Source organism: Streptomyces sp. NPDC107538, assembly GCF_055657445.1.
Genome location: NZ_JBVKAY010000014.1, coordinates 45,396 through 63,899, shown reverse-complemented (window position 1 = coordinate 63,899; position 18,504 = coordinate 45,396). Strand labels below are relative to the sequence as shown.

The window sequence follows — 18,504 nt, the reverse complement described above, 5'->3', positions numbered from 1 at the left end:
ATAGGCCCCGGCGCGTACGCCCCGGCCTGCGGGAGGCCGCGGCAGCCCGATTGGCACGTCAGGTTTGAACCCGGTATGGTTGTTTCCACGACCGGCTGGACACCTGTGTGCCCGGCCCGCAAGTGGAGGCTCCGCACTCCCACCTGATCGTCCCCCGGGATGGCAGGTCACCGGTCAGGCGGCCCCCACCGTTCCGTACGGACGGTGGAGTCGTCCGATACTGCGCCCCGCGGCACACCCGCGGCGGTGCTCCGGCAGCATATGGAGCCCCGCCTGTGTCCCGTCCGGGGCATTTTTCATGCGCCGCGATGGTTGGTCCTGATGTCAACCAGACATGACGCGGCGGTCCGCCAGACCGTCGTGTTGGTGCTACCGAGGAGGATCCATCAGCGCCGAGCCCCGCATCAACGACCGGATTCGCGTTCCCGAGGTGCGACTTGTCGGTCCCAGCGGCGAGCAGGTCGGGATTGTTCCGCTTGCCAAGGCCCTGGAGCTTGCGCAGGAGTACGACCTCGACCTGGTCGAGGTGGCCGCGAACGCACGTCCGCCGGTCTGCAAGCTCATGGACTACGGGAAGTTCAAGTACGAGTCGGCCATGAAGGCCCGTGAGGCGCGCAAGAACCAGGCGCACACGGTCATCAAGGAGATGAAGCTCCGGCCGAAGATCGACCCGCACGACTATGACACCAAAAAGGGTCACGTCGTCCGGTTCCTCAAGCAGGGCGACAAGGTCAAGATCACGATCATGTTCCGTGGTCGCGAGCAGTCCCGGCCCGAGCTGGGCTACCGACTGCTGCAGCGTCTCGCCTCGGACGTCGAGGACCTCGGGTTCGTCGAGTCGAACCCGAAGCAGGACGGCCGAAACATGATCATGGTTCTCGGTCCGCACAAGAAGAAGACCGAGGCGATGGCCGAGGCCCGTCAGGCGCAGGAAGCCCGGAAGGCGGAAGCGAAGGCCAACCCCGGCAAGTCGCAGAACGCCGCCGACGCCGAGCACGACGACGTGGAGCACGTCGAAGCCGAGGCGCCGGCCGAGGAGCCTGCCGAGGCGTAAGTCCCCGGGACGCGAGTCCGGGGGAAGTCCTGGACGTGAGTCCAGGGTGTCAACCGATAGAAATGACGTTCCGTCGTGCCCGGTTTCACGACCGGGCACCGGAGCGCCACTGACGAGGAGAGAACGGCGCTATGCCGAAGAACAAGTCGCACAGCGGTGCCAGCAAGCGCTTCAAGATCACCGGCTCCGGCAAGGTGCTCCGTGAGCGCGCCGGCAAGCGCCACCTGCTCGAGCACAAGTCGTCCCGCGTGACGCGTCGCCTCACCGGCAACGCCGAGATGGCCCCGGGCGACGCCGCGAAGATCAAGAAGCTTCTCGGCAAGTGACGTCTCGGCGCCTGATCAACCGATCGGTGCGCGCCGTACGTCAGGACCGGGACCCCATCGACATCGGGTCGTGTGACGACAACCACGGCCCCGCTACAAGGAGTTAAAAAGTGGCACGCGTCAAGCGGGCAGTCAACGCCCACAAGAAGCGCCGGGCGATCCTCGAGGCGGCCTCCGGCTACCGCGGTCAGCGTTCGCGCCTGTACCGCAAGGCCAAGGAGCAGGTCACCCACTCGCTGGTCTACAACTACAACGACCGCAAGAAGCGCAAGGGCGACTTCCGTCAGCTGTGGATCCAGCGCATCAACGCCGCTGCCCGCCAGAACGGCATGACGTACAACCGCCTCATCCAGGGTCTGAAGGCCGCGAACATCGAGGTCGACCGCAAGATCCTCGCGGAGCTGGCCGTCAACGACGCGACGGCGTTCGCCGCGCTCGTCGAGGTCGCGCAGAAGGCGCTGCCGGCGGACGTCAACGCGCCCAAGGCGGCGTGACGCTGGCGCTGGCCTGAGCCGCGTATGACCCGGGCCCGCAGGTGCAAGCCGCCTGTGGGCCCGGGTTTTTTTGGGTGCGTTGTCGAGTGCGGGTGCGTGGGGCTTCTCGCGCAGTTCCCCGCGCCCCTAAAAGACACAGGCCCCTGAGGGCCTGAAAAGCCACAGGCCCCTGCGGGCCTGAAAAGCACGGGGCGCAGCCCCTGCTTTTCAGGGGCGCGGGGAACTGCGCGAGAAGCCCCACCGGCCCGCGGTCGCCCACGCACCGAACCCCCCGAGCTCTCCGACCCAAGATCAAAAAGGTGACCCATGCCCACCCCCGAGTTGATCTCCCCCCGGTCCGCCCGCGTCGCCGCGGCCCGCCGGCTGGCGAAGCGGAACTTCAGGGGGAAGGACCGGCTGTTCCTCGCGGAGGGCCCGCAGGCCGTCCGGGAGGCCACCGGGCGCGCGGACACCTTGGTCGAGCTGTTCACCACGGTCGACGCCGCGGAGCGCTACGCGGACATCGTCGACGCGGCCCACACCGCCGGCGCCCGCGTCCACCTCGCCGACGAGGCGGTCATCGAAGACATCTCCACCACCGTCACCCCGCAGGGCCTCGTCGGGATCTGCCGGTTCCTCGACACCCCGTTCGACGAGATCCTCGCCGCGCGCCCGAAGCTCGTCGCCGTCCTCGCCCACGTCCGTGACCCCGGCAACGCCGGCACCGTACTGCGCTGCGCGGACGCCGCCGGCGCCGAGGCGGTCGTACTCACCGACGCCTCCGTGGACCTCTACAACCCCAAGGCCGTGCGCGCCTCCGTCGGCTCGCTGTTCCATCTGCCCGTGGCCGTCGGCGTACCCGTCGAGGACGCCGTCGCGGGGCTCAGGGCCACCGGCGTACGCGTGCTCGCCGCCGACGGGGCGGGGCGGGACGACCTCGACGACGAGCTGGACAAGGGGACCATGGGCGGGCCCACGGCCTGGGTGTTCGGGAACGAGGCATGGGGGCTGCCCGAGGAGACGAGGGCACTGGCCGACGCCGTCGTCCGGGTCCCGATCCACGGAAAGGCGGAGAGCCTGAACCTGGCGACCGCCGCCGCCGTATGTCTCTATGCGTCCGCCCGTGCACAGCGCGCCTTCGGAGGGTGCCGCACCGTCACGCCCAGCTAGTAGGGTGACGGGCTCGGGGGCCCACTGCACAACGCGAGAGGTGGGGTACGGGGATGAGGGTCGGCAGGAGCAGCACACTGGGGGCACGGGACGTGCTCGCCCCGTCCGCGGCCCGGCACGACGATCTCGCCGAGCTGGGCATCGACCCCGACGACCTCCCCGACGGACTGGTCGTGGCCGACGAGAACGGCCGGGTGATCTGCTTCAACGCCGCCGCCTCCCGGATCACCGCCACCCCCGCCGCCGACGCCCTCGGCCGCCCCCTCGAATGGGCCCTGCCGTTAGAAGACCTCGAAGGCCGCCGCTGGTGGCAGCTGACGGACCCGTACGGGGGGCTCGCCATCCGGGTCGGGCAGCCCGAGCGGAACCTGCTGCTGCCCGGGGCGCGCGAGATCCTCGTATCCGCCCGGTACATCCGGACGGCGCCGCAGGGGCCCGTCCGCCGGGTCGTCGTCTCCCTGCGGGACACCGAGGCCCGGCGGCGCACCGAGCGCAGTCACGCCGAGCTGATCGCCACCGTCGCTCATGAGCTGCGGTCGCCGCTGACCTCGGTCAAGGGGTTCACCGCCACCCTGCTCGCCAAGTGGGAGCGGTTCACGGACGACCAGAAGAAGCTGATGCTGGAGACCGTGGACGCCGACGCCAACCGCGTCACCCGGCTCATCGCCGAGCTGCTCGACATCTCACGGATCGACTCCGGGCGCCTCGAAGTGCGCAGGCAGCCCGTCGACATCGGCGCGGCCGTCGGCCGGCACATCCAGGCGTACGTCGCCGCCGGGCAGCCCGCCGACCGGTTCCTGCTGCGGGTCGAACAGCCGCTGCCCGCCCTGTGGGCCGACCCGGACAAGATCGACCAGGTGCTGAGCAACCTCCTCGAAAATGCGGTGCGGCACGGCGAGGGAACCGTCACGATTGACGTCACGCCCACGGCGTCCCCCCGGGAGGGCGAGGACGCCGGTACGTCGGTCACGGTGAGCGACGAGGGCGCCGGCATCCCGGAGGAGTCCATGAACCGCGTCTTCACCCGCTTCTGGCGGGGCAGCAAGCGCGGCGGCACCGGCCTCGGGCTCTACATCGTCAAGGGCATCGTCGAGGCCCACGGCGGCACCATCACGGTCGGACGCGCCCCCGTCGGCGGCGCCGAGTTCCGATTTACGTTGCCCGTGGCGGCCCCGGCCTACCTGGCCTGAGCACCACGGGCGCGTTCGCAACACCTCCACCCCGTTAGACTCGGCCTTTGGCACCTTTGTGTCCTGCATACGGCGCTGACACACGGCTCTGAGCGCCGGTCACGGGGACCTTCAGCCAGCCAATCGGAAGCACGGGAAGAGATGTCGGCACCGAACAAGTCGTACGACCCTGTAGAGGTCGAGGCCCTGAAACCGGAAGAGATCGAGCGCATGCGGGACGAGGCGCTCGCCGCCTTCGCCGCCGCGGACTCCCTCGACGCGCTCCAGGAGGCCAAGGTCGCCCACACCGGCGGCACCTCCCCGCTGGCGCTCGCCAACCGCGAGATCGGCGCCCTGCCGCCGCAGGCCAAGGCCGCCGCCGGCAAGCTCGTCGGCCAGGCCCGGGGCGCGGTGAACAAGGGCCTCGCCGCCCGTCAGAGCGAGCTGGAGGCCGAGCGTGACGCCCGGGTGCTGGTCGAGGAGGCGGTGGACGTCACCCTGCCGTACGACCGCGTCCCGGCCGGCGCCCGGCACCCGCTCACCACCCTGTCGGAGCGCATCGAGGACGTCTTCGTGGCCATGGGCTACGAGGTCGCCGAGGGCCCCCAGGTCGAGGCCGAGTGGTTCAACTTCGACGCCCTCAACATCGGCCCGGACCACCCGGCCCGCGGCGAGGCCGACACCTTCTTCGTGCAGGGCCCTGAGGGCGGCACCGAGTCCGGCGTCGTGCTGCGCACCCACACCTCGCCCGTGCAGATCCGCTCCCTGCTGAGCCGCGAGCTGCCGGTGTACGTGATCTGTCCCGGCGTCGTCTACCGCACCGACGAGCTGGACGCCACGCACACCCCGGTCTTCCGCCAGGTCGAGCTGCTGGCCGTCGACGAGGGCCTCACCATGGCCGACCTCAAGGGCACCATGGATCACATGGTCCAGGCCCTGTTCGGCGAGGGCATGAAGACCCGGCTGCGGCCGAACTTCTTCCCGTTCACCGAGCCGTCCGCCGAGATGGACATGGTCTGCTACGTCTGCCGCGGCGAGTCCGTCGGCAACCCCGACCGCCCCTGCCGCACCTGCTCCAGCGAGGGCTGGATCGAGCTGGGCGGCTGCGGCATGGTCAACCCCAAGGTCCTCACCGCCTGCGGTGTCGACCCCGAGAAGTACAGCGGATTCGCCTTCGGGTTCGGCATCGAACGGATGCTGATGTTCCGCCACAACGTCGAAGACATGCGAGACATGGTCGAGGGTGACGTCCGGTTCACCCGGCCGTTCGGGATGGAGATCTGATGCGCGTCCCGCTTTCCTGGCTGCGGGAGTACGTCGACCTGCCTGCCACCCGGACCGGCCGTGACGTCCAGGCCAAGCTGATCTCCGCCGGCCTGGAGGTCGAGACGGTCGAGCAGCTCGGCGACGGCCTCAAGGGCCCCCTCGTCGTCGGTCAGGTGCTGACCATCGAGGAGCTGACGGAGTTCAAGAAGCCCATCCGCTTCTGCACCGTCGACGTCGGCACCGCCAACGGCACGGGCGAGCCGCAGGAGATCGTCTGCGGCGCCCGTAACTTCGCCGTCGGCGACAAGGTCGTGGTCGTCCTCCCCGGCGCCGAACTGCCCGGCGGCTTCGCCATCTCCGCCCGCAAGACCTACGGCCGCACCTCGCACGGCATGATCTGCTCCAGCGACGAGCTGGGCATGGGCGACGACGGCACCAAGGGCATCATCGTGCTGCCGCCCGAGACCGAGGTCGGCAAGGACGCCATCGAGCTGCTGGAACTGGTCGACGAGGTCCTCGACATCGCCGTCACCGCCAACCGCGGCGACTGCCTGTCGATCCGCGGCGTCGCCCGCGAGACCGCCATCGCCTACGGCCTGCCGCTGCGCGACCCCGCCCTCCTCGACGTGCCTGGCCCCAACGCGTTCGGGCACCCCGTCCAGGTCTCCGACCCGCTCGGCTGCGACCGCTTCACCGCCCGCACCGTCACCGGGCTCGACCCCGAGGCGCGGTCCCCGATCTGGCTGAAGCGCCGGCTGCAGAAGGTCGGCATGCGCCCGATCTCGCTCGCCGTCGACATCACCAACTACGTGATGATGGAGCTGGGCCAGCCGCTGCACGCCTACGACCGCTCCCTCGTCCAGGGCACGATCGGCGTCCGCCGGGCCGAGGAGGGCGAGAAGATCGTCACCCTCGACGGCGCCACGCGGAAGCTGCACGCCGAGGACCTGGTGATCACCGACGAGCGCGGCCCCATCGGCCTCGCCGGTGTCATGGGCGGCGCCAACACCGAGATCGCCGACCACGACGACCTGGAGAACGCCTCCAGCGACGTCGTCATCGAAGCCGCCCACTTCGACCAGGTCGCCATCGCGCGCACCGCCCGCCGGCACAAGCTGTCCTCGGAGGCGTCCCGCCGCTTCGAGCGCGGCGTCGACCCGCAGGCCGCCGCCGCTGCCGCCCAGCGCACCGTCGACCTGCTGGTGCTCCTCGCCGGCGGCACGGCCGACGCGGGCGTCACCGAGGTGACCACCCCGTCCGCGCCGCACACCATCACCATGCCGGCGGACCACCCGGACAGGGTCGCGGGCGTCGTCTACGGCCGCGAGACCGTCGTACGCCGCCTCCAGGAGGTGGGCTGCGACGTCTACGGCCAGGACGAGCTGCTCGTCACCGTGCCGTCCTGGCGGCCCGACCTCACCGAGGTCAACGACCTCGCCGAGGAGGTCATCCGCCTGGAGGGCTACGAGAACCTGCCCTCCACGCTCCCCAAGCCCCCGTCGGGCCGCGGTCTGACCCACCGGCAGCGGCTGCACCGCCGCGTCGGCCGGGCACTGGCCGGAGCCGGCTACGTCGAGGCGCCCAACTACCCGTTCATCGGCGAGCAGGTCTTCGACCAGCTCGGCCTGGACGCCGACGACCCGGCCCGCCGCGTCGTCAGGCTCACCAACCCGCTCAACGACGAGGAGCCCGCGCTCCGTACGTCGCTGCTGCCGGGTCTGCTGGGCGCGCTGCGGCGCAACGACGGCCGGGGCACGCACGACCTGGCCCTGTTCGAGACCGGGCTGGTCTTCCTCCCGCGCGAGGAGCAGGCCGTCGCCGTGTCCCTCCCGGTCGACCGCCGGCCCACCGACGAGGAGATCGCGTCGCTGAACGCCGCGCTGCCCGAGCAGCCGCGCCACGTCGCCGTCGTCGTCGCCGGAGCCCGTGAGCAGGCCGGCTGGTGGGGCAAGGGCCGCGCCGCCGACTGGGCCGACACCATCGAGGCCGGCCGCGCGGTCGCCCGCGAGGCCGGTGCCGAACTCCTCGTCCGCAAGGGGCAGTACGGCCCCTGGCACCCGGGCCGGTGCGCCAAGTTCGTGGTCCTCGTGGACGGCGTCGAGCGGGTCGTCGGCCACGCCGGTGAACTGCACCCGCGGGTCCTCAAGGCGCTCGGGCTGCCGGCCCGGACCGCCGCGATGGAGCTGGACCTGGACGCCCTGGAGCGGGTCGGGGACGGCACCCCGCAGGCACCCGGCATCTCCACGTTCCCCGTCGCCACGCAGGACGTCGCGCTGGTCGTCGACGCGTTCGTGCCGCACGCCGACGTGGAGGCCGCGCTGCGCGAGGGGGCGGGTGAACTGCTGGAGGGCATCCGGCTGTTCGACGTCTACGAGAACGCGGAACAGCTCGGGGACGGGCGGAAGTCGCTGGCGTACGCGCTCCGCTTCCGGGCCGGGGACAGGACCCTGACCGTGGACGAGGCCTCGGCCGCGCGGGATGCGGCGGTTGCGCTCGCGGGTGAGCGGACCGGGGCGGTTCTGCGGAGTTAGGGCGCCTAGGGGGTGGGGGCTGCGCTGTGTCGGCGGCTGCGGGTTCGTCGTGGCTGGTCGCGCAGTTCCCCGCGCCCCTGGGGGGGCATGGGGCAAGCCCCTATGCCCCCCAGGGGCGCCCTCGCAGTCACCTCACTCATTCGGGTGACAATTCTGGGTGATCGCCTCCATCGCGGCATCCCGTGGACAGAATCGGACCGGCCTCTTGGGGCCTTCTGCGCTGTCCGGGCCTGATGGGGGGCCAACGGGATGATTCGAAGCAGGGCCGGGGCTCGTCGGCGGGTGCTGGGCGGGGCCGTGTTCCTCGCGGCCGGCACCGGGCTGATGCTGCACGTCAGGCGGGTCATGCTGCGGGAAGTGCGGCAGGCCCGCGAGACCGCCGGCGCCGCGCGGAGCGTTCCGCTCAGGCCGCTGCCCGCGCGGATCGACGGGCTGGCCACCGCCGCCGCGCAACTCTCCGCCGACCGGGGCGCACGCGCCGGCGGCGACCTGTACGAGGTGATCGCCACCGAGCACGGCGTACGGGTGGTGATGGGCGACGTACGAGGGCACGGCCTCGCCGCCGTCGGCACCGTCGCCGCCGTGCTGGGCTGCTTCCGCGAGGCCGTCCACGACGAGGCCGAACTCGCCGGGGTCCTCACCCGCCTCGACCGCGCCCTCGCCCGGCACCACCGCGCCCACGCCGAGGACACCACGGTCATCGAGGACTTCGTCACCGTCCTCCTCCTGGAGATCGCCCCCGACGGAGCCCTCCACGCCCTCAACTGCGGCCATCCCTGGCCCTATCTGCTCAGCGCCGGCTGGGCGCGACGCGTGGCCCCCACCGACCCGCTGCCCCCACTGGGCCTGTTCCCCCTGCCCCCCGAACTCCCGCTGACGCCGTGCGGCCACCTCCTCCCCGGCGAGGCCCTGTTCCTCCACACGGACGGCGTCGAGGACGCGAGGGACGGACACGGCCGCTTCTTCCCCTTGGCGGGCGCGCTGGCGGAAGCCGTCCGAGGCCGCCCCATCTCCCCCCAGTTCGTGCTCCGCGCGGTGTTCACCCAACTCTTCCGCCACGCAGGAGGACGGCCCAAGGACGACATCGCCATACTGGTACTCCACAACGAACGCGCGCTGTCCTTTTTCAGGGGCGCGGGGAACTGCGCGACAAGCCACAATGTTCCCGCAGTCGACATCCCACCGGTCGCCCCTACCCCCTAGTCGCCCCGGTCCCTCCCGGCAGGGGCGCGCCCCACCGAGCCACCGGAGGGCCCATGCAGCCCAACACCCTGCTCGACGCGATCCTCGACGAGGCCGGTATCTCCCACGCCGGTCTGGCCGCACACGTGAACCAGGCAGGGCGGGCCCGGGGGCTCGCGCTGAGATACGAGCACACGGCCGTGGCCCGGTGGCTCAAGGGCCAGCGCCCCCGCGGCCAGGTGCCCGACCTCATCTGCGAGGTGCTCGCCGGACGGCTGCGCCGGACCGTCACCCTCGACGACATCGGGCTCGGCGTACCCGGCGAGCCGATCTCCTCGCACGGCGCCGGGCTCTCCGGCTTCGTGGAGCGGGCCACCGCCCTGTGGCGCTCCGACGAACAGCAGCGCCCCCATGTCCTCGGCGCCCCCGCCGTCACCGGGACGCCCGCCGTGATGCCCGTCTGGGAGTGGGAGAACCCGCCGGAGGACGTCGATGTGTCCCGGGGCGGACGGCATCGCGTCAGCATGGCCGACATCGAGATGCTGCGCGCGGCCCGTACGCACTACGAGCAGCTGTACCGCAAGGCCGGGGGAGTCGCCACGCGCACCCGGATCGTCGGCTTCCTCAACTCCGAGGCCGCGCCGCTGCTGCGGGGCAGCTACACCGACGCCACCGGCCGCCAACTGCACCGGGCCACCGGGGGGTTGGTGGCGATCGCCGGGATCTGCGCGTACGACTCCGACGCCCACGGTCTGGCCCAGCGCTACTTCCACCAGGCGCTGCGGCTGGCGAAGGCCAGCGGGGACCGGGGGCTCGGGGCGTACGTCATCGCGCTCCTCGTCAACCAGTCGCTGTTCATGCGGGAGCACCGGCAGGCCGTCGCCTTCGCCGAGGCGGCGCTGCGCACCGCGGGCAAACACATCACGCCGGCGCTCTCCTCCGACCTCTACGCGATGCAGGCGAAGGCGTACGCGCACCTGGGCGACGGCACGAGTGCCCTGTCCTGCATCCGGCGGGCCGAACAGGCCGCCGAGCGCATCCGGCGCGGGTACGAACCCGATGAGACCGGCTATGTCCAACCCGGCCTGGTGAACGTACAGGTGGCGGAGGCGCTGCTCAGCCTCGGCGACCTGACGGCCGCGGCGGAGCACGCCGCGGCGGCCGTCGGCACCCCGGCGCACGACCGGGGGCGGGTGCACCGGCTCGCGATGCTCAGCCAGATCGAACTGCGGCAGGGCAACGCGGACAAGGCGGCGGCCACCGCCGTCGAAATGGCCGAACGGGCGCGCGGAATGGAGTCCATGCGCCTGCGTGACAGACTCCGGGCGGTACGCGAACACCTCGTGCGCAGCGGCTGCGCGGGGACCTCCGAGGCCGCCGAACTCATCGACGGAGCACTGCGCGTACCGCTCTGACAGCGTCCCGGGGGCGCGGCCGTGCACCGGCCGTGCGCCTGCTGCCACAAAGCTCCTCCTGCGATATTGCCACTTACTCGGCGGAAGGTGGCAGAACCATGCAGTGGGCGAAACAGAGCGAACAAACTGTGTACTCGAACCGCTGGTTCAGCGTCAATCTCGCAGATGTCGTCCTGCCTGACGGGCGGCACCTCGACCACTTCCTGATCCGGCTGCGGCCTGTGGCCGTGGCCACCGTGGTCAACGAGGCGAACGAGGTGCTGCTGCTGTGGCGGCACCGCTTCATCACCGACAGCTGGGGGTGGGAACTCGCGGCGGGTGTCGTCGAGGACGGCGAACCCGTGGTGGAGGCGGCCGCCCGTGAACTGGAGGAGGAGACCGGATGGCGGCCGGGACCCCTGCACCACCTGATGAGCGTCGAGCCTTCCAACGGGCTCACCGACGCCCGGCACCACATCTACTGGGCCGACGAGGGCGCGTATGTCGGTCACCCGGTGGACGACTTCGAGTCGGACCGCAGGGAATGGGTCCCTCTCAAGCTCGTCCCCGACATGGTCGCCCGCGGCGAGGTCCCGGCCGCCAACATGGCGGCCGCCCTGCTCCTGCTGCACCATCTGCGTCTCGGGCAGGACGCCAAGCCATGACGTCCCCTCGCGTCCCGCCCGGGGTCCTAACGGCCCAGCGCCTGCCAGATGGACACCACCAGGGCGCCCAGGGCCGTGAGGGCCGCCACCGCGGGCAGGGGCCAGCGGGCGTGCTCCAGGGTGACGACCCGCGTGTGCAGGTCGTCGAGTTCCTTGGCGCTCTGTTCGGCGCGGTGGCTCAGCAGGGTCAGCCCTCCTTCGACGCGTGTGTGCGCCACATCCAGGCGGCGGCGTAACTCTGCGAGTTCGCCGTGGTGCACGGGATGCTCGGGGTCGATGGCCACGAGTCCGCTCCTTTCTGTAGTCAACCCATCCCTTGCATGCGCACGTGAAGTCAACTCGCCTGGTGGGCGGGTGGGGAGAGTGTGCGCACGGCATATGCGTGTCCGCCGCGCACACGGTGTGTGAATACGACGGACCCGGCACCGATTCCGGTGCCGGGCCCGTGCGGGACGAGGTGTGTGACCGTCCGTGGTCGGACGACGGTCCGTGGTCGGACGACCGTCCGTGGTCAGGCGTACGAGTAGAAGCCCGATCCCGACTTCCGGCCGAGCCGGCCCGCGTCCACCATGCGCTGGAGCAGCGGGGGAGCGGCGTACAGCGGCTCCTTGTACTCCTCGTACATGCTGTTGGCGATGGAGACGATGGTGTCCAGGCCGATCAGGTCCGACAGCTTCAGCGGGCCCATCGGGTGGGCGCAGCCCAGCTCCATGCCGTTGTCGATGTCCTCGCGGCCCGCGATGCCCGACTCGAACATCCGGATCGCGGAGAGCAGATACGGCACCAGCAGCGCGTTGACGACGAAGCCCGAGCGGTCCTGGGCGCGCACGGCGTGCTTGCCGAGCACCTTCTCGGCGAACAGCTGCGCCCGGCTGAGCGTGCCCTCGGAGGTGGTCAGCGCCGGGATCAGCTCGACGAGCTTCTGCACCGGGGCCGGGTTGAAGAAGTGGATGCCGATGACGTGGTCCGGGCGCGAGGTGGCGACCGCGAGCTTCACCAGCGGGATGGAGGAGGTGTTGGAGGCGAGGATCGCGTCCGGCCGGGTCACCACCTGGTCGAGCACCTGGAAGATCTGGGTCTTCACCTGCTCGTTCTCCACGACCGCCTCGATGACGAGATCCCGGTCGGCGAACTCGCCGAGGTCGGTGGTGAAGCTCAGCCGGGCCTGGGTGTCGTCCCGCTCCGCCTCGCTGATCTTGCCGCGCTCGGCCGCCTTGGACAGGGAGTTGAACAGCCGGGTACGGCCGATCTCCAGAGCCTCGCCGCTGGTCTCGGCGACCTTCACGTCCAGTCCGGCGCGGGCGCACACCTCGGCGATGCCCGCTCCCATCTGGCCGCAGCCCACGACTCCGACCCGTGCGAGATCTCCCGTTGGGAAGTCCGTCACATCGTCCCTTTCACTGGTCTACGTGCCTGGCAGATACCCGGGGTGTGGGCCTGCGCCAAACCCGCACGTTACCCGCGACGTCTACTGATCAGTATTCCGGGTGTCACATGGAAGGCTGGATCCGGGAACGGTCCGCGACGGAACGGTCCGCGACGGAGCGGACCCGCGGGACGCGGGACCCGGAGGTAGCAGGATGCATCGCAAGCCACGGATGTCACGACGGGCGTTCTGGGCGACCGCGGCGGCGACCCTCGTGGCGGCCGGCGGGGTGGCGGCGGGCACCGCCATCGCCGGCGGGGAGCCGCGCCCCCGCCGCCGGGCGGCCGAGGGCGAACTGCGCGGCATGTGGCTGGCCACCGTCCTCAACCGGGACTGGCCCTCCGCGCCCGGCCTCACCGCCGCCGAACAGCGCGCCGAACTCCTCACCCACCTCGACACCGCCGTGGAACGCCGGCTCAACGCGGTGATCTTCCAGGTCCGCCCCACCGCCGACGCGCTCTGGCCCTCCCCGTACGAACCCTGGTCGCAGTACCTCACCGGCACCCAGGGCAAGGCCCCCGGGTGGGACCCGCTGGGCACGGCGGTCGAGGAGGCCCACGCCCGGGGACTCGAACTGCACGCCTGGTTCAACCCGTACCGGATCGCCGTCCACACCGACCCGAGCCGTCTCGTCGCCTCGCACCCGGCCCGGCTGCACCCCGACTGGGTCGTCCCCTACGGCGGCAAGCTCTACTACAACCCCGGCATCCCCGCCGTCCGCGCCTTCGTGGAGAAGGCCATGCTCGACGCCGTACGGAAGTACGCCGTCGACGCCGTGCACTTCGACGACTACTTCTACCCGTATCCGGTGGCGGGCCAGGTCTTCGACGACGACGCCGCGTACGACGCGTACGGCGGGGGCTTCCCCAATCGGGCGGCCTGGCGGCGCGACAACATCGACCGGCTGGTGCGGGAGACGGCCGCGGAGATCAAGGTGATCCGGCCGGGCACCCAGTTCGGGATCAGCCCGTTCGGGGTGTGGCGCAACAAGGTGACCGACGCGGCGGGCTCGGACACCCAGGCCGGCGTCCAGACGTACGACGACCTGTACGCGGACACCAGGAAATGGGTCCGGGAGAACTGGATCGACTACATCGTGCCGCAGCTGTACTGGAACATCGGCTTCGCCGCCGCCGACTACGCCAAGCTGCTGCCCTGGTGGGCCGCGACCGCGCGCGACAGCGGGACGCGGCTGTACCTCGGGGAGGCCCTGTACAAGGCGGGCGACCCGGCGCAGCCCGCGGAGTGGCAGGACCCGGCCGAGCTGTCGAAGCACCTCACCCTGGCCCGGGACGTTCCGGAGGTGGGCGGGCACGTGTTCTTCTCGGGCAAGGAGGTCGGGCTCGACACGATCGGCGCGATGGCACGCGTGGTCGCCGACCACTACCAGCGGCCTGCGCGGGCGCCCCGATGATGAGGGGCAGGCCTCCGCCGGCGTCGCGGTACGTCAGTGCGGTGCACGAGGCCGTGGACGACACTCGCATGGCCGGGGCGCCGAGCGGGTATCTCAGCTGACGGGGCCGTGCGGGTGCCGATGATCGGCCGACTTCATGGGGGGATCCATGGGACACGGCGCGCTCTTTGTCCTGTTCGACAAGTACAGCCGACGGGCGCGACTGCGGCCCGTCCTCATCGCGCTGCTTCCGCTCGCGCTGCCCCTCGCCGCGGGCGCCCCGGCCCTGCCCAGGACACAGTGGTTGTGGTCGCTGGTCCTGCTGAGCGGACTGCCCCTCTTCGCCGACCAGCTCGGACGTAGCAGGGGCAAGCGTATCGAGCAGCGGCTCTTCCGCTCGTGGGGAGGAAAACCCAGCGTGCAGGTGCTGCGCTGGCGCGGTCCCACCAACCGGCTGCAGCTCGGCTTTCTGCACGCCCGGATCCAGGAGCTCACCGGTCCTTCGCTACGGCTGCCCACCGAACAGGAGGAGGCCGCGGATCCGCAGAGGGCGGACCAGATCTACGACGCCGCAGGACTGGCCCTACGGGTCCGGGCCCGTGGACTGCCGGGTGGCGAACTGGTCCTTGAGCAGAACTGCGAATACGGGTTCCGGCGCAATGCCCTCGGGCTGCGCCCCTACGCCCTGCCCGTTGCCGTGGCAGGACTGCTGGCCTCGCTGGTCTGGACGTTCGCCGCGCCCGGATTCCTGGGCCGGCCCGGCACCCCGCTGCTGGTCGTGCTCTTGACGATGGAGTCACTCCTGGTGGGCTTCCAGGCGCTGTTGGTGCGGGTGCCTTGGGTGGAGTCGGCTGCCTGGTCCTACGCCGAGCGGCTGCTGGAGACTGCGGCCCTGCCCGGCCCTCAGACGCTTTCCACGGACCCCGTGCTGGGCCCCACGGCTTCATGACGGCCAGGCGGACCCGGTAGGGCGAGTAGAGATGGGCGATCCACCCCAGGACGCGGAGCCGCGCCACGCGACAGAAGTGGCCGCGGCCCGCGCGGCGGTCGAGCTGGCAGGCGCCACCGACCACCTCGCCGACTGGGACCGGGCGGTCGAGGTGTGGCGGGCAGTGGTGCGGACCCTGGGAGACGCCGACGCGGGCGACGGCCGTGACCGCGCGCAGTTGCTCAGTGAGGCGGCCGGGGTGCTCCTTCAGCGCTGCCAGGCGACCGGACAGCACCCCCAGGACCTCGACACCGCGTGTTCGTGGCTCATCGACGGGATCGCGGCCGTCGAGGGCGACCCCCGCGAGCAGGCCTTCTACCTGAGCAACCTCGGGGTCGTCCACGAGGAGCGGCACATCGCGCTGGCCGACCCCGAGGCGCTGCCGCGAGCCGTCGAGTGCCACCGTAGGGCGGCCGAGCTCACCGGCGACGACGATCCGGACCTGCCGAGGCTGCTGAACAACCTGAGCAACGCCCTGGTCACCGCGTGCTCCGAGGGCCGAGCCCCAGGCACCGTACGAGAGGCACTGGCCGCGGCCCGTCGCGCGGTACGGCTGACTCCGCGTGGCTCTCCGGATCTGCCGCTGTACACCAACACGCTGGCCAATGCCCTGCTTCAGCGATACGACCGCGAAGGCGGGATCGCCGATCTGGACCGGGCGGTGACCGGGTACCGGGCGGCCGTGCGGGCCGAACCACGGGAGACCGAGGATCACGCGCTGTTCCTGGCCAACCTGGCCGATGCCCTGCGTCGCCGGACCGCGCTGACCGGACGGCCCCGCGATCTTCGGCGCGCTCTGGCCGCCGTCCGGCGCGCGCTGCGGGGTACACCCGTGGACTCACCGGCGTACTCCGCCCGGCTGTCCGGGCTGGCCGACCTGCTGCGCGAGCGCTACCTGCGGCACGGTACCGCCCGCGACCTGCAGCGGGCCACGGCCCTGTACGAGCGGATCATCGGCCCGGGCCCGGAGCTGCGGGGACGTCCGGCGGACTGGAACAACCTCGCCAACTGCCTGCGCGACCGATGGACGGCCTTCGGTGACCGTACCGACCTGGACCGCTCCCTCCGCATGTGCCGCGAGGCGGTGAGCAGCGGAGCGGCCTCGGCCCCAGAGCACCTCGCTCTGTACTCCGGAAATCTCGGCATCGGACTGCGTCTGCGACATCTGCGGGACGGTGACGCCGCCGACATCGAGGAGGCCGTGACACTTCTCCGGAACGCCGTGGACCTGACGGATCATCACGGCCCCCAGCACGCCGGCCGCCTGAACAACCTCGGCAACGCCCTGCTGGACCGCTACGCCCGCACAGGGGGACTGGAGGACCTCGACCAAGCCATCGACGTTTACCGCGAAGCCTCGGAACGCCTTTCCGGCGACACGGCGGAACACGCATGGCGGCGCGGCAACCTCGGAGCGGCCCTGGCCACGCGCTACGACATCCTCCGCGGGCCCGAGGACCTGGAGGAGTCGATCGTCTGCTTCCAGGACGCGGCCCGGTACGCGCCGCGCCGTAGCCGGCAGCGGGCCCTCAACCTCGACAACCTGGCGACAGGACTGCGTCAGCGCCGCGAACTGACCAGCGATCCACGGGACCTGAGCCACGCGTCGGCCGCACACCGCCACGCACTGCGCCTGACACCCCGTGGTTCGGACGAGCGGGCGCAGCGACTCAGCAACCACGGCATCACCCTGATGGCCATGGCCGCGCTCACCGCCGCCCCGCGTGATCTCGGCCGCGCCGTTCGCCGGTTGCGACGCGCTCTCGACTGCGCCGGCCCACAGAATCCGCATCGTCCGCGCTACGAGGGCAATCTGGCCAACGCGCTCAGACAACGGCACACCGTGACCGGGGACCCGGCCGACCTCCATGAGGCGGTGGAGCGATACCGGCTGGCCAGTACGTCCGCTGGTGCCACCGCCCATCCGGCGGCATTGCACGCCGCGGCCGACTGGTCCGCATGGGCCGTCGGCCGGCAGACCTGGACGGAGGCCGCCGAGGCGTGCGAGCACGCACTGGATGCTCTGGAGACCCTCTTCCGTACCCAGCTGACCAGACAGGGCAAGGAGGTCTGGTTGCGAGAGGCCCGGGAACTCCCGGCCCGTGCCGGATACGCGCACGCCCGCCGCGGAGACCCCGCGCGGGCCGCGCTGGCGATGGAGCGCGGTCGGGCAGTGCTCCTCACCGAAGCCCTGCGCGCCGGCGAGGCAGATCTTGCCCGGCTGTCCTCCGCCGGAAGAGAAGACCTCACCGACCGGTACGGGAGGGCCGCGGAACGTATGATCGCCGCCCGCCACCGTGAACTCTCCTCCGCCGAGGGAGCCTCACCGCCGACCGCCAGGCGAGGCGGCCCATGACCGTCCTACGGGGCAGCCGGGGCAGCCGGGGCCCGTCGGCCCGGCGGCTGCTCGCGGCCATGCGCGTCCGTCTGCGGGAACGCCGACTCGAACGGCTCATGGACCGGTTCGTGGCGGCGGACTCCTGGCCGGCGGCCCAGCGGCTCGTGGAACGCCACCCGGTGCTCACGACGTCCGCCGCCGATCAGCTGATCGGGGAACTCGCGGACGCCGCCGACCGGATCGGCGCACACGACGTGGCCGACTCCCACAGGTACCACCGGGGAGTGCTGCTCCGTACCGGCAGGCGCTCGGGCTCGTCCGGCCGGGCACCGGTCAGTGGCGGGCAGTCCAGGCCAATCTCGGCGTCGGCATGCTCGACCACGCCACGGCTACCGGCGACGTGGCCGGACTCGACGCGGCGATCGAGGTGCTGGGCCGTGCGGTCGCCGACACCGGACCGGGCTCTCCGGAAGTCGCGGGCCGGCTGTGCAATCTCGCGCACGGCCTGCGCGCCCGCCACGACCGTACGGGGAACGCCGAAGACCTGGCGTCGGCCGTGGCCGCGTACCGCCGTAGCTGTCTCCTCGCGGAGCCGGTCCCACCTGAGGTCCGGCTGGTCGCCGCCCGGTCCTGGGGGATGTGGGCGTGCGCACGCGCGGAACACGCCGAGGCCGTCGAGGCATTCGGACACGCGGCCGACGCGATGGAGCGGCTGGTGCGTGTCCAGAGCACACGCGCCTCCGTCGACACCTGGCTCACCACGCTGGCCGAGATCCCCTCGCACACCGCCCACGAACAGGCCGCCCTGGACGATGTCCGCGGCGCGGTGCTGAGCTTGGAACAGGGCCGGGCCCGGGCGCTGTCCGACGCACTCGGACGGGACCGGGCCGATCTGACCGCGCTCGACGCCGCGCGCCCCGCCCTGGCGGCGCGTTTCCGCCGTGCCGCACGTCGGGTTTCGGACCTGGAGACGGCCGGTACGGGCGCCGCCGCCCGACCGGGCCCGGCCCGAACCGTCCTGTCGCGTCCGTGACCGTTCCGACGACGCTCACGACGGCCGAGACACGGAATCCTGCCTCGCCGCAGCTCCGGCTCAGTACCATGAAGAGGCCCACGCGGTGGGGCGGGC

17 protein-coding genes are annotated in these 18,504 nt (G+C 71.5%); 14 read left to right on the top strand and 3 right to left on the bottom strand.

The annotated features are described in order from the left end of the window. Window positions 1-334 precede the first annotated feature (334 nt). The 10 genes from infC (at window position 335) to ACZ7MG_RS34835 (ending at window position 11,230) form a co-directional block, all read left to right on the top strand. Window positions 335-1,054, top strand: coding sequence for a translation initiation factor IF-3 (infC, locus tag ACZ7MG_RS34880; RefSeq protein WP_471389526.1), 720 nt, complete (start codon window positions 335-337; stop codon window positions 1,052-1,054). Window positions 1,055-1,185: 131 nt separating this feature from the next. Next, window positions 1,186-1,380, top strand: a complete 195-nt coding sequence (gene rpmI, locus ACZ7MG_RS34875) for a 50S ribosomal protein L35 (RefSeq protein ID WP_003977225.1) — start codon at window positions 1,186-1,188, stop codon at window positions 1,378-1,380. Window positions 1,381-1,490: 110 nt separating this feature from the next. Further along, window positions 1,491-1,874: a 50S ribosomal protein L20 gene (rplT, locus tag ACZ7MG_RS34870; protein ID WP_057580434.1), complete on the top strand. Its 384-nt coding sequence runs from the start codon at window positions 1,491-1,493 to the stop codon at window positions 1,872-1,874. A 306-nt stretch (window positions 1,875-2,180) separates the two neighbouring features. Further along, window positions 2,181-3,023, top strand: a complete 843-nt coding sequence (locus ACZ7MG_RS34865; RefSeq protein ID WP_471389528.1) for a TrmH family RNA methyltransferase — start codon at window positions 2,181-2,183, stop codon at window positions 3,021-3,023. Between the two features lie 53 nt (window positions 3,024-3,076). Continuing rightward, window positions 3,077-4,213, top strand: coding sequence for a sensor histidine kinase (locus tag ACZ7MG_RS34860; RefSeq protein ID WP_471389530.1), 1,137 nt, complete (start codon window positions 3,077-3,079; stop codon window positions 4,211-4,213). Between the two features lie 141 nt (window positions 4,214-4,354). Then, the gene (gene pheS / locus ACZ7MG_RS34855) at window positions 4,355-5,476 is read left to right on the top strand and encodes a phenylalanine--tRNA ligase subunit alpha (RefSeq protein WP_046916215.1); all 1,122 of its coding nucleotides are present in this window, start codon (window positions 4,355-4,357) and stop codon (window positions 5,474-5,476) included. Continuing rightward, the gene (gene pheT / locus ACZ7MG_RS34850) at window positions 5,476-7,989 is read left to right on the top strand and encodes a phenylalanine--tRNA ligase subunit beta (protein ID WP_471389534.1); all 2,514 of its coding nucleotides are present in this window, start codon (window positions 5,476-5,478) and stop codon (window positions 7,987-7,989) included. Before pheS ends, pheT begins: the two co-directional genes overlap by 1 nt. A 249-nt stretch (window positions 7,990-8,238) precedes the next feature. Then, complete coding sequence (locus ACZ7MG_RS34845; protein ID WP_471389537.1) at window positions 8,239-9,192, top strand: PP2C family protein-serine/threonine phosphatase; 954 nt, start codon at window positions 8,239-8,241, stop codon at window positions 9,190-9,192. A 53-nt stretch (window positions 9,193-9,245) separates the two neighbouring features. Continuing rightward, window positions 9,246-10,586, top strand: a complete 1,341-nt coding sequence (locus ACZ7MG_RS34840; RefSeq protein ID WP_471389540.1) for a transcriptional regulator — start codon at window positions 9,246-9,248, stop codon at window positions 10,584-10,586. 98 nt (window positions 10,587-10,684) lie between these two features. Further along, window positions 10,685-11,230: an NUDIX domain-containing protein gene (locus ACZ7MG_RS34835; RefSeq protein WP_471389543.1), complete on the top strand. Its 546-nt coding sequence runs from the start codon at window positions 10,685-10,687 to the stop codon at window positions 11,228-11,230. A 26-nt stretch (window positions 11,231-11,256) separates the two neighbouring features. Here ACZ7MG_RS34835 and ACZ7MG_RS34830 read toward each other — a convergent pair whose 3' ends face one another. Next, on the bottom strand, window positions 11,257-11,514 hold the full coding sequence (locus ACZ7MG_RS34830; protein ID WP_471389546.1) for a hypothetical protein: 258 nt from the start codon (window positions 11,512-11,514) through the stop codon (window positions 11,257-11,259). Between the two features lie 227 nt (window positions 11,515-11,741). Further along, on the bottom strand, window positions 11,742-12,617 hold the full coding sequence (locus tag ACZ7MG_RS34825) for a 3-hydroxybutyryl-CoA dehydrogenase (RefSeq protein WP_086759335.1): 876 nt from the start codon (window positions 12,615-12,617) through the stop codon (window positions 11,742-11,744). 193 nt (window positions 12,618-12,810) lie between these two features. Between ACZ7MG_RS34825 and ACZ7MG_RS34820 the strand changes: the two genes are divergently transcribed. The 3 genes from ACZ7MG_RS34820 to ACZ7MG_RS34810 all read left to right on the top strand — a co-directional run bounded on the left by ACZ7MG_RS34820 (window position 12,811) and on the right by ACZ7MG_RS34810 (window position 17,393). Beyond that, window positions 12,811-14,070: a glycoside hydrolase family 10-like protein gene (locus tag ACZ7MG_RS34820; RefSeq protein WP_471389550.1), complete on the top strand. Its 1,260-nt coding sequence runs from the start codon at window positions 12,811-12,813 to the stop codon at window positions 14,068-14,070. A gap of 148 nt (window positions 14,071-14,218) precedes the next feature. Next, window positions 14,219-14,998: a hypothetical protein gene (locus ACZ7MG_RS34815; RefSeq protein WP_471389553.1), complete on the top strand. Its 780-nt coding sequence runs from the start codon at window positions 14,219-14,221 to the stop codon at window positions 14,996-14,998. Between the two features lie 31 nt (window positions 14,999-15,029). Then, a complete protein-coding gene (locus tag ACZ7MG_RS34810; RefSeq protein WP_471389556.1) occupies window positions 15,030-17,393 on the top strand; it encodes a hypothetical protein in 2,364 nt (787 codons plus the stop codon). 5 nt (window positions 17,394-17,398) lie between these two features. Here the strand turns inward: ACZ7MG_RS34810 and ACZ7MG_RS34805 are convergent, their stop codons facing one another. After that, the gene (locus ACZ7MG_RS34805; RefSeq protein WP_471389558.1) at window positions 17,399-17,626 is read right to left on the bottom strand and encodes a hypothetical protein; all 228 of its coding nucleotides are present in this window, start codon (window positions 17,624-17,626) and stop codon (window positions 17,399-17,401) included. Between the two features lie 119 nt (window positions 17,627-17,745). Here ACZ7MG_RS34805 and ACZ7MG_RS34800 point away from each other — a divergent pair, with 119 nt between their 5' ends. Beyond that, window positions 17,746-18,408, top strand: a complete 663-nt coding sequence (locus ACZ7MG_RS34800; RefSeq protein WP_471389561.1) for a hypothetical protein — start codon at window positions 17,746-17,748, stop codon at window positions 18,406-18,408. Window positions 18,409-18,504 lie beyond the last annotated feature (96 nt).

Excerpts from the sequence above, each read along its gene's own strand:
- infC (WP_471389526.1), top strand. The coding sequence starts at position 335 with ATGACGCGGCGGTCCGCCAGACCGTCGTGTTGGTGCTACCGAGGAGGA.
- rpmI (WP_003977225.1), top strand. The coding sequence starts at position 1,186 with ATGCCGAAGAACAAGTCGCACAGCGGTGCCAGCAAGCGCTTCAAGATC.
- ACZ7MG_RS34865 (WP_471389528.1), top strand. The coding sequence starts at position 2,181 with ATGCCCACCCCCGAGTTGATCTCCCCCCGGTCCGCCCGCGTCGCCGCG.
- ACZ7MG_RS34860 (WP_471389530.1), top strand. The coding sequence starts at position 3,077 with ATGAGGGTCGGCAGGAGCAGCACACTGGGGGCACGGGACGTGCTCGCC.
- pheS (WP_046916215.1), top strand. The coding sequence starts at position 4,355 with ATGTCGGCACCGAACAAGTCGTACGACCCTGTAGAGGTCGAGGCCCTG.
- pheT (WP_471389534.1), top strand. The coding sequence starts at position 5,476 with ATGCGCGTCCCGCTTTCCTGGCTGCGGGAGTACGTCGACCTGCCTGCC.
- ACZ7MG_RS34845 (WP_471389537.1), top strand. The coding sequence starts at position 8,239 with ATGATTCGAAGCAGGGCCGGGGCTCGTCGGCGGGTGCTGGGCGGGGCC.
- ACZ7MG_RS34840 (WP_471389540.1), top strand. The coding sequence starts at position 9,246 with ATGCAGCCCAACACCCTGCTCGACGCGATCCTCGACGAGGCCGGTATC.
- ACZ7MG_RS34835 (WP_471389543.1), top strand. The coding sequence starts at position 10,685 with ATGCAGTGGGCGAAACAGAGCGAACAAACTGTGTACTCGAACCGCTGG.
- ACZ7MG_RS34820 (WP_471389550.1), top strand. The coding sequence starts at position 12,811 with ATGCATCGCAAGCCACGGATGTCACGACGGGCGTTCTGGGCGACCGCG.
- ACZ7MG_RS34815 (WP_471389553.1), top strand. The coding sequence starts at position 14,219 with ATGGGACACGGCGCGCTCTTTGTCCTGTTCGACAAGTACAGCCGACGG.
- ACZ7MG_RS34810 (WP_471389556.1), top strand. The coding sequence starts at position 15,030 with ATGGGCGATCCACCCCAGGACGCGGAGCCGCGCCACGCGACAGAAGTG.
- ACZ7MG_RS34800 (WP_471389561.1), top strand. The coding sequence starts at position 17,746 with ATGCTCGACCACGCCACGGCTACCGGCGACGTGGCCGGACTCGACGCG.